Here is an 11,048-nt window from a genome sequence, read left to right on the forward strand (position 1 = left end):
GCTTAGGGTTCTCTATTTTGCGTTTGGAATACCAACTAGATCTTGCTAGCTCCATTATGGTTATTTTTGATACAAAGCTTAAGAAAATATTAAGTGTTTTTATGGCTGTTTAATTTTAAATCATTTATACTAGGGGATTCCGGACTTCTCGGCATCAGGATTGGCATGTTTTTTTGCGTTGGTTAGATTAATAGATAAAAGGGTTAGTTCAATGAGAAACCTTAAGACCGCTTATAAACATAACATAATTGAACTATTTGAGTCACAGGTACAGCTCCTGCCGCAGTACCCCGCTATTAGTGAATGCGATAAACAACTAACTTATAACTCCCTCAACGAAAAAGCGAATCAACTCGCACGCTGTCTAAAAAAACACAAAGTATGTGCAGGTGAGTTTGTCGGTATCTTATTAGAACCTGGGATTGATTTTATTGTTAGCGTACTGGCGGTGGTAAAGCTAGGGGCAGCTTATTTACCCTTAGATGCTTTAGCACCACAAAATCGATTAGTAGAGCTCTTAAAAGATGCGCAGCCGAAAATAGTCATTACTAATGAGCAATACTTATCCCTGATTAGTGAAGATAAAACCGCCGTTCGACTCATCAAGAATTTGAATATGGAGTCCATTAGTTTTTCGCGAGAAAACTTAGCTATTCCTCTGGCACCTGATGCCCCCTTGTATATGATGTACACTTCGGGGTCTACAGGAAGACCTAAAGGGGTTATTGTTCCACATCAAGCAGTTGTTAATTTGGTGTGCGAACAAAATGACTTTGGTTTGCGTGCAGGAGATGTTATTGCTCAGTTTAGTAATCTTGCCTTTGATGCCAGTCCCTTTGAAGTGTGGAGCGCGTTGCTTAATGGCGCCAATCTAGCCATTGTACCTTATACCATTAGAACGGAACCCTCACAGCTTAAACAGTTTATTGACGAGAATCAGGTACGTTATTTATGTTTGCCTACAGGCTTTTTTCATCAGTTGATTAAATCAGCCGCGATGACTCTTGATGGAATTCGGGTCATTATTTTCGGTGGTGAACAAGTTAATGCCGGCTTATTAAAAAAATTTTTAGCTTATCGTAAAGAACACGCTTTAGCGATTGAGCTTATCAATGGTTATGGTCCTACTGAGGCGACAGCGTATACTTGCCGGCAGCGTAGCGATGAACACAGCCTCCTGTCAGATGATTTGTTATCTGCTATTGGTACCCCCATTAAAAATGTCAGGATGTATGTTCTTGATGAAAATAAACAACCAGCTATTGAGGGGGAGTTGTATGTTAGCGGGATTAATTTAGCGTTAGGCTACCATAATGCACCAATGCAAAATGATGAAAAATTTATTGCCAATCCTTTTTGCCAAGACGAACCGTTCCAGCGGTTATATAAAACCGGGGATCGCGTGCGTCAACTTGCATCTGGGGAATATCTGTTTCTAGAGCGTTTTGACGATCAGGTTAAAATTGGCGGTTTTCGCATTCATTTAAGCGAGATTGAAACGCAGCTCATGCGCTTTCCTGGTATTAGTCTGGCTGCCGTTAAAGTGGAGCTAGGTGGTAGCTCACACAAGATGCTTACCGCCTATATTATCTTATCGACGCCAGAAACAGTGGTCAGTGCCGATGAGATTCGCAATTTTTTAAGTAAGACCTTGCCTCCTTATATGTTGCCTGCCAAGTACGTCATGGTCGACGAATTGCCACTGACTTTGGTTGGCAAGGTGGATAAATTCAAATTGGATTCTCTACCTCATACGGATTTGTCATTCCATATTGATACTTCCTCGTCCAGTATGATTGAAGGGACAATCAAAAAAATTTGGCAACATTTGCTAAATCGCAAGGCCATTGATGCTCATAAAAATTTATTTGAATTGGGCGCCAATTCGCTATTAATCACCGAAGCGTGCAGCAAGATTAACAAGGAATTACAATCGGAATTGCAGGTAGCGGATATTTTTTCGCATCCAACTATTTATAAATTAAGTTGCTATCTTGAGGGGCAGATTGAGACGCCAAAGGTAAAAGCCATTAAAGACGCAGTCGACAATGAGGTTGCGATTGTCGGTATGGCTTGCCGTTTTCCTGGCGCCAACTCGCTGCAGGAGTATTGGGATAATTTGTGTCTAGGTAAGGAAAGCCTACAACGATTTGATAAGGAGCAATTAGTCAATCAACCCAGGCAAGTTACAGAAAAGAATTTTGTTCCCGTACGGGGAATTCTTCAAGGGATTGAGCAATTTGACGCAAACTTTTTTGGTTTTAACCCTGGGGATGCACAAATCGCTGATCCACAACAACGCGTTTTTCTTGAATGCGCTTGGGAAGCCCTAGAACATGCCGCCATTGCTCCAGAAAAATTACAGGCGCAATCGATTAGTGTTTTTGCCGGAATGTCGGACAGTACTTATTTGCAAGAGAATCTGTTAAAAAGCACTTGGTTTAATAAGGAGCATGATCTTTTACAACAACGAATTGCTACCAGTGCCAACATGCTCAGTACCCAAGTTTCCTATCGTCTTAATCTTAAAGGCCGCAGTATCAATGTGAATACTTCCTGTTCTACAGGTTTAGCTACGGTAGACTATGCATGCCAGGATTTAATTCTTGGATACAGTGATATTGCTTTGGCGGGTGCTGCATCGATTGTGGTGCCGCAGAGCGATGGTTATGTTTATCAACATGAGAGCATTGTTTCTCCTGATGGGCATTGCCGTCCCTTTTCTGATGCGGCTAATGGTACGGTTTTTTCTAATGGTGTGGGTGTCGTTATTCTAAAGCGCTTAGCGGATGCTCTTGCTGATGGTGATACTATTTATGCCGTAATTAGAGGGCGTGGTGTTAATAATGATGGTTCAGACAAGCTGGGATTTACAGCCCCCAGCACCCGTGGGCAAATGTCGTGTATTCGTGACGCGTTAGGGCAGGCACAGATAACGGCAGACGAGGTGGGCTATCTCGAGGCGCACGGTACGGCCACTGTGCTAGGAGATGTAGTTGAAATAGGGGCTTTAAGTGCCGTTTATCGCGAGCAAACAGAACGAAAACAGTTTTGTTTCTTAGGCTCTGTTAAAGGCAATATTGGTCATACGGATGTAACTTCCGGAATTGCGGGGTTGATTAAGACGGCTTTATGTCTGCATCATCGGCAAATTCCCCCTATGTGTGGTTTTCTGCAGCCTAATCCTGATTTATTTTTACAAGACAGCCCTTTTGTGATTAATTCCCAATTACAGGATTGGCAAGCCGTGGGAGGGCAACGTTATGCAGGAGTTAGTTCCTTTGGCGTTGGGGGCACCAACATCCATATGGTATTGAGTGAGCATAACCAAGAATCCAGCTCTATGGCCGTCAATAAAGAACAGCTCTTTGTTCTATCTGCAAAAAGCAAACGTGCCCTGCAACAAAATACGGAACAGCTAGTGCACTATTTAGCCGCACAAGCGCCAGCGATTAACTTGGCCGATGTTGCTTATACCTTGCAAAAAGGACGAGAAGATTTTTCCTGGCGTCGTTTTGCGGTTGGTAAAACCGTAGATGAATTAATGCACAGTTTAAGTCAAAGCCCTATCGTTCAATGTCATGAGCATGACCAAAATGTGGTATTTATGTTTCCGGGACAGGGGGCGCAGTATCATTTAATGGCGATGGAGCTGATGGATAAAGTACCCCTATTTACTTTGCTGGTTGAGCATGGGGTAAATCTTGCCAGGAATTACATCAATTGTGACCTATTGGAATTGCTTCACACCCCAGATGATGTCCGTCTAAACCAGACGCAGTACGCCCAACCCATTTTATTTATCATTGAATATGCTTTGGCTCAATTATTAATGAGTTATGGGGTGAAGCCGGATGTACTTATTGGGCATAGCATTGGTGAATATGTCGCCGCGTGTTTAGCGGGTGTTTTTTCTTTTGAAGATGCGATTATTATCGTTTGTGAGCGTGGCCTATTAATGGCTAGTGCCGAGCGCGGCGATATGCTGGCTATTGCCTGCAGCGCAGAAGAGTTTAACGTATATCAGCAGCTTATTCCTGTAGAGTTGGCTTTGCATAATGCCAGTAATCATTGTGTTGCTTCAGGATCTGCAGCGGAGATTACGGCCTTGGCCCTGCATTTGTCGAGCATTGGTAAACCGTACCAAAAATTGAAAGTGAGCCACGCCTTTCATAGCCGTTTTATGGAGTCAGTGGAGCGACCTTTTAAAGAAATGCTGACTAATATTTCGTTGTCTGCACCGACTATACCACTCATTTCTAACGTGACTGGCACTTGGTTATCCTCAGAGGAAGCCTCGAATCCTGACTATTGGTATCGCCATATGCGCCAGACTGTAAATTTTTGCGGTGGTTTGCGTACGTTGCTTGCGGATGCGCGCTCATTTTTTATTGAAGTAGGGCCGGGCTGTAGTTTAACTACTTTTCTTAAAGAAGTGGCCGAGGGGGAGGTATCGGGTATTTCTATGACGCAGGTTTTGGCCGATCAGCATGCTGCGTCACAGGATTATCAACAGCTCTTGTCTGCTTTAGGTGCCTTGTGGCAGCAAGGTATTCACATTGATTGGAATAGTCTTCATGCAAATGAAAAAAGACAACGTATTCCATTACCCACTTATGCATTTCAACGGCAGCGTTATTGGGTTGAGCCAGATAATGTATTGCATGGCGAGGTCAGTAAGGAGCAAATGTATGTTCCTGCTTGGTCGCACCAACCCGTATATTTCGACCCTTTTGCGCTCAATGCAAACGAGGTTTCGGCTCATAGTTGGATTGTTTTTCACGATCAACATGGTTTTGCCTCTCAAATCGTTGCTTTTCTTAGGGGGCATGGGGTAACGCCTATTTCGGTCGACTTTGCTAAAGAGTATGCAGCGCATTCCGCATCTCATTTTAGTATCAATGTTAGGGAGAAGGCCCATTATGAGACGCTATTTAAGGCACTAAAAAATAGACTGCATCAGCCTATTATTGTGCATTTATCTTCCTGCGATAATGATGCTGTAAGTGTGCTCAATAATACAGAAGTAGAACAGCAATTGGCGCGAAGTTTTCATAGCCTGCTTTATCTGACACAGGCTTATTTACAACAGATTGGCGAGCAAATGCCCTTGCAATGTGCGCTGCTAACGCGAGGCACACAACGGGTCGTTGGTACAGAAACCATGGTCCCGACTAATGCCAGTTTAATTGGGGCTTGCCGGGCGCTCATGCATGAACATCCCGCTCTAACGTATCGGATATTTGACTTTCACCCTGATGAGTTAGCGACGGCAAGCCCATTGTTAGTGAATGAACTTGTGCAGAGCTGCGTGCAGGGACAATGGGAGCGGCATCGCCCCATTGTTGCCTATCGTCATGGCTTGCGCTGGGAGCTGGCTTATACTGAAAGTAAGGCTCTAGGTGTAAAAAATCGTTTTAAAGATAACGGGGTTTATCTGATTACCGGCGGTGTTGGGGGAATTGCTTTAATTTTATGTGAGGCCATTGCCAGGAAGGTTGCTCAGCCTACATTTATTCTTTTATCGCGTAGTTCAGTTCTAACTCCCTCAGCCTGGACGGCTATTTTGCAAGACAGCCAACATCCGCTGTATGCCAAAGTAAGTCGTTTGCAACAATTGCAGGATTTAGGCGCAAGGCTTTTCTTCCATCAAGCCGATGTCAGTCAGGAGGCGTCGCTCTGTGATGCCGTTACCTATTACCAACAGCAGTTAGGCCGTATTGATGGAGTGATTCATGCGGCAGGAATTGCTGGAAGTGGGCTGGCGCAACTAAAAACTAAAGCTAAGGCTGATGCCGTATTCGTACCTAAGCTCCAAGGTACCTACAATTTAGCGCGCGCATTGCGAGGAAACGTGTTGGATTTTGTGGTTTTAACTTCTTCCCTTGCGGCAATTACCGGAGAAAGAGGGCAAATTGATTATTGTGCAGCTAATGCAAGCTTGGATGCATTTGCCCATGCTGGACTGTTTTCTACGCGGTTTATGCTGAGTTTGAATTGGAATAGCTGGCGGGAGCTAGGCATGACGGTTGAAACCCCGCGCCCGCAGGAGGTTCGTTATTTGGGGCGTGGCAATGATATTTCCCCTCAAGAAGGACAGCAATTATTTTTACAGGCAATGGAGCGCAATCATGCTCAAGTCATAATTTCCAATTATGAGCCAGAGCGTTATAGTGTGATGTTATTGCACCCGCCCTTGCAAACGTCATCTGTACAACCGAAAATAACACGCCATGATTTAAATGTGGTCAGTAATTATGCAGTGCCTACCAATGAGGTGGAAACGCAATTGGCACAATTATGGCAAGATAACTTGGGTATTGAGGATGTAGGTATCCATGATGATTTTTTTGCCTTAGGAGGGTATTCCTTAAAGGCCTTGAGCTTAATTGAAAAAATAAATAAAACCTTTGTGGTTTCTGTATCGATCCACCATCTGTACACAGCACCTACGATTAGGCAGCTCGCTCAACTCATCCAGACGAATCAAGATTGCAGATAAGAAAAGTATTGGGAATAAATAGATGAATATAACTCGACAAGAAATACCAAATTTTGGTAAAGCCTATGATTTACTCAATGTATCTTTTATTATCCTCAACCCACAACTGCATATTGATTATATAAATGATGCGGCACGTAACATTTTACACTTAACGTCAAAACCAAAGCATGCTGCCCAGTCTTTCTTTGAGTTATGGTCTGCTTTAGAGCTTCCGGCACTCTTAGATGAACATGGCAAAATAATTAATCCAAATCCGACTGAAATTAATGGGATTTTTCTTAGTTGGAAGTGCATTGCGGTGCAGGTTGATAATGAGGAAAAACTCTTCTTGCTGGGAAAAGATGTTACTGAGAAGGAACGCATGTTCCAATCGATGGAACGTGCTTGTGAGCAGATTTTAGGTTTTAAATTCAAGCAACGCTACGCGCTGCCTTATTATATTAATGAAGTGTATAATTATTTAAACGGAATTATTAATAAGATTCCTTGTTATGTTTATTGGAAGAACCGAGATTTGCAGTATATTGGTTGCAATCAGATGGCTGCTGATTTCATTAATTTACAATCGACCGATGACATCATTGGCAAGACTGATTTTGATGTGTTTAATGATTGGGAGCTAGCCAAAGAGTATCGCGCAACGGATGAACAGATTTTTGCGACCGGAAAAGCGGTAATTAATGAGCCTGGGCAATTGGTTAATGATGCAGGGGATTTGATTCATACTTTGGTTAGTAAAGTCCCTATTTTTAATCAGGCTGGCGAGGTTATGGGGCTTGCAGGGATTTCAGTCGATGTCACTGACTTAACCAAGGCGCAAGTATCTTCAGAGTTAGCCAACAAGGTCAAAACGGAATTTATCGCCAATATGAGCCATGATATCCGTACTCCCTTAACTGGAGTAGTGGGTATGGCCAAGTTATTAGAAGATAACCTAAGTGATGCTTCGCAAAAGCAATATGCTCACTGGCTTGGTGAAAGTGGTACGCAATTACTCTCCATGCTAAATGGAATTCTAGATGTAGTGTCTGCGGATAATGTGAATGAAGCGGATGTGCATGAAGAACCCTTTGATTTGCGTCAACTGGTGCACAATATCGAGCAGTTAGAGCGGCCCTCGACCTTGATTAAAGGCTTGGATTTTGTGGCTAGTATTGATGAGCGGGTTCCTTCATGTTTAATCAGTGATGCGACTAAAATCCACCGTATCTTACTTAATTTATTGGGTAATGCGATTAAATTCACCCAAGCAGGTCGGGTTGAAATCACACTAGACCTTTTAGCACAAAATGAAACGCATTCACTGATTCGCTTTCATATTACCGATACCGGCATTGGTATACCTGAAGAGTTGCAAGATAAAATATTTGATCGTTTTTACCGGGGAACTCCATCAAATAAAGGAACTTACACTGGGCATGGTGTCGGTTTGCATATTGCGCAGTCTTATGTGGCGTTGTTGGGAGGTGAAATTCAGGTAAGCAGTGAGCTTGGCAAAGGAACAAGCTTTCATTTTGATCTGTCATTGAAAACGGGTGAATCTAGGCTTAATATAATGCCCTCGCGCGTATCTGATGGCATGAACAATAACATGGCGACCGCCTCAGGAATAAGTCCAACGCCCAAACCTTATAAATTATTGTTAGTTGAAGACAATAAGATTGCTTTATTTACCTTGGAAAATCTAATTAAGCTCGCAGGCTATCAATTCACTAGTGTGATGGATGGCGAAAGTGCGCTGCATCTGGCAAAAAACCAAAGCTTTGATTTAATTATTACGGATCTCGGCTTACCTGGTCTTTCAGGTATTGATTTGACACGAAAAATTCGTGAATTTGAACGAGAGTTACACAAAGAACCGATGCCTATCATTGGCTTAACAGCGCATTCAGAAGAGAAAATAAAAAGAAGTTGTTTAGAGTCTGGTATGAATGAAGTGTTTACTAAACCGATGACTACTGAAATGTTAGCGGGGATTAAAACCACGTATTTTTCCGAAACAGCTCCCCCCCCCGTTTCTACTAAACCTTGGGTAAAAACGGAAGTACGAGACTCCAAGTTGCTCGATAGCGAAGAGTATTTATTTCAATTGGATGGTTATAAACTCTTTAATGTGAATCGAGCTTTAGAAGATATGGGTGGTGATATTAATCTACTTAGGAGTATTTTAACGTCTATTATTGACAAAGAAACTCCAGCGGATTTATTTGAGCTTGAGCAGGCTCATCGCCAAAACGATTGGCACTCGGTACAAAAATTAGTGCATCGTATCAAGAGTGGTTTTGTGTATTGTGGGGCCGAAAAATTGGTACAAGCCTGCCAATATTTAGAACGGTATTATAAAACAGGCCATAGTTTCTTGTTGGAAGCTTTATATAAGCAATTGCTTACGGTGGTTGAGGAAACAAGGAGGGCAGTGAGGTCTTGGTTATTAAGTAATTGATTTGAAATTTATGCACTAATTACCACGGTTTGACCGTGGTAATTAGTGCATAAATTTCAATGTTGTTTTTATGTATTCACTCAAAACATCGATAAAAAGCATGATCGGCATAATTGAGTAAAGCCATATCATGAACACTATCTCCATAAGCATAAAGCTCATAGTTCTCTCGAACAGCATACTGTTTTATAAATTCATCAACCTTTTGTTGTCCGGTACAGTAATTATTGCGCATACGGCCAGTGCTTTTATTACTCTGTGTATCAAATTCTAGTTCGGTACAAATTAGGTGTTGAAACTGATATTTTTTGGCTAAGGGTTCCAGGTAAATATCCCAACCGCCACTAATTAAAATACAGCGGTGGCCTTGTTGCTGATGAAACTCGAGACGGTCCATCGCTTCTTTACGTAATTTTTTGATAAGTACTTGTTCGATAAACTGCAAGGCCTGCTTATCGAGCTCCTGCTTGTCTCGACCTTTTAAAATAAGGCTATCAAGATAATTATGCCAACTTAAGTGTTCCTGGCCTTTTGTTGAGTAAGCAAAACTCGACACTACACTACTCAGCATTTTCGGTAAACCGGCCAAGTAGTTTAAAAAAAGTAGCCGACTTGGCAGGCCCGTAGTTAATGTCCCATCAAAATCAAAGAGTGCAAGTACTTCTTTATCCATAATGTCTCATTAAAAAGGTAAGACCAATGAAGGATTAATGGTCGTAATTAATTTGCCAAACAAATCTTTAATGTTTTGCAGGGCACTATAAGTCGTTGCTTCAAAGCGCAGAGTTAAATAAGGTCCTGTATTGGATGGGCGAACCAGTCCCCAGGCATCAGCATGTTTTACTCTCAGTCCATCGATCTGCACCAGTTCTCCTCCTATGTACATCGGAGCATGGGTAATCAGCTGTTTCATGAACTCGTCTTTGTGCTGCTCTTCAATGTCAATTTTTAATTCACTAGTACTTAAGGATTTAGGAAATTTTTCAAAAAAATTATGACTATCTTCCTGCTGTTCACTTAACATCTCTAGTGCTCGGGCGGCAGCATAAATACCATCATCATATTCCAGCCAGCGATCATGGAAGTAGAAATGTCCACAATATTCACCACCGATTGCGGCTGTATGTTCTGACATACTTGACATGATATGGGCCATACCAGTTCGCGTCATGATCGGACGTCCTTGGTTGGCGAGGAGGTGTTCAGTTAAATGTTGGGTACATTTAATATCAAATACCACGCCTGTATTCGGTTCTTTTTTCAGTAAGGCATCCGCAAAAGCTAGCAGCAAATAATCGGAAGGAATGATGCAGCCTTGGTTATCCACAATACCTAAACGATCACCATCGCCATCAAAAGCCACACCTAAGTCTGCATGTTGTTCCACCACCATTCGGCATAGGCTAGTTAAATTTTCTTCTACGGACGGGTCGGGATGATGATTGGGAAAGCTGGATTGTACGTCACAATATAAGGGAATAACCTCACAACCTAAGGCGCTTAATAATTGAGGGGCCACATGTCCAGCTACAGCATTGCCACAATCGACCACAATGCGAAGTTTTTTAATGTTTCCCGTGCGCTCTTTAACGAGGCGAATATATTTATTAATGATTTGTTCCGAGGGATATTGAATCAGCTTTCCCCGTCCCTCTCGGTCAATTAAAAATTTTTCATCCATAATACGTTGGTATAAAGCATAGAGCCTATCCCCATAGTAGTTCTGGTCTCCTAAGGTCATTTTTAAGCCATTATAATCTGCTGGATTATGGCTCGCAGTCACCATCAATCCAGAGTGGCATTGCAAATCATACATCGCGAAATGCATTATTGGCGTTGGTAAACAGCCAATATCGATGACTTGAGTACCACTTTCTAATAAACCTTTAATCAAGGACTCTGCAAGTGCATCGCTACTTGCACGGCTGTCGCGAGACAGTAAGAGGGTGTGTAATCCGTGAACCTCTTGTAGTTCACTTCCAATCGCTACCCCTAAGGTATAGTAAGTGTTTTCATTTAAGTCTTCGCCAACTTTACTGCGAATATCATACTCCTTGAATATTGATAAAGGGGGTTTTATTAGGTATGACTTGCTCATAA

4 protein-coding genes are annotated in these 11,048 nt (G+C 42.3%); 2 read left to right on the forward strand and 2 right to left on the reverse strand.

Annotated features, from left to right (window positions below; all coding sequences use genetic code 11):
* Positions 1-211: 211 nt before the first annotated feature.
* Both J2N86_RS00245 and J2N86_RS00250 read left to right on the forward strand, forming a co-directional pair.
* A complete protein-coding gene (locus tag J2N86_RS00245; RefSeq protein ID WP_252580143.1) occupies positions 212-6,502 on the forward strand; it encodes a polyketide synthase in 6,291 nt (2,096 codons plus the stop codon).
* 22 nt (positions 6,503-6,524) lie between these two features.
* Entirely contained in the window at positions 6,525-8,948 is a 2,424-nt protein-coding gene (locus J2N86_RS00250) for an ATP-binding protein (protein WP_252580145.1), read from the forward strand.
* 76 nt (positions 8,949-9,024) lie between these two features.
* On the opposite strand, the gene J2N86_RS00255 is transcribed toward J2N86_RS00250, so the two are convergent.
* A complete protein-coding gene (locus J2N86_RS00255; protein ID WP_252580146.1) occupies positions 9,025-9,621 on the reverse strand; it encodes an HAD family hydrolase in 597 nt (198 codons plus the stop codon).
* A gap of 9 nt (positions 9,622-9,630) precedes the next feature.
* Positions 9,631-11,046, reverse strand: a complete 1,416-nt coding sequence (locus J2N86_RS00260) for a phosphomannomutase/phosphoglucomutase (RefSeq protein ID WP_252580148.1) — start codon at positions 11,044-11,046, stop codon at positions 9,631-9,633.
* Positions 11,047-11,048: the final 2 nt, after the last annotated feature.

Origin of the sequence: Legionella lytica, assembly GCF_023921225.1 — a bacterium.
Classification (GTDB): domain Bacteria; phylum Pseudomonadota; class Gammaproteobacteria; order Legionellales; family Legionellaceae; genus Legionella; species Legionella lytica.

Excerpts from the sequence above, each read along its gene's own strand:
- J2N86_RS00255 (WP_252580146.1), bottom strand. The coding sequence starts at position 9,621 with ATGGATAAAGAAGTACTTGCACTCTTTGATTTTGATGGGACATTAACT.
- J2N86_RS00250 (WP_252580145.1), top strand. The coding sequence starts at position 6,525 with ATGAATATAACTCGACAAGAAATACCAAATTTTGGTAAAGCCTATGAT.
- J2N86_RS00245 (WP_252580143.1), top strand. The coding sequence starts at position 212 with ATGAGAAACCTTAAGACCGCTTATAAACATAACATAATTGAACTATTT.
- J2N86_RS00260 (WP_252580148.1), bottom strand. The coding sequence starts at position 11,046 with ATGAGCAAGTCATACCTAATAAAACCCCCTTTATCAATATTCAAGGAG.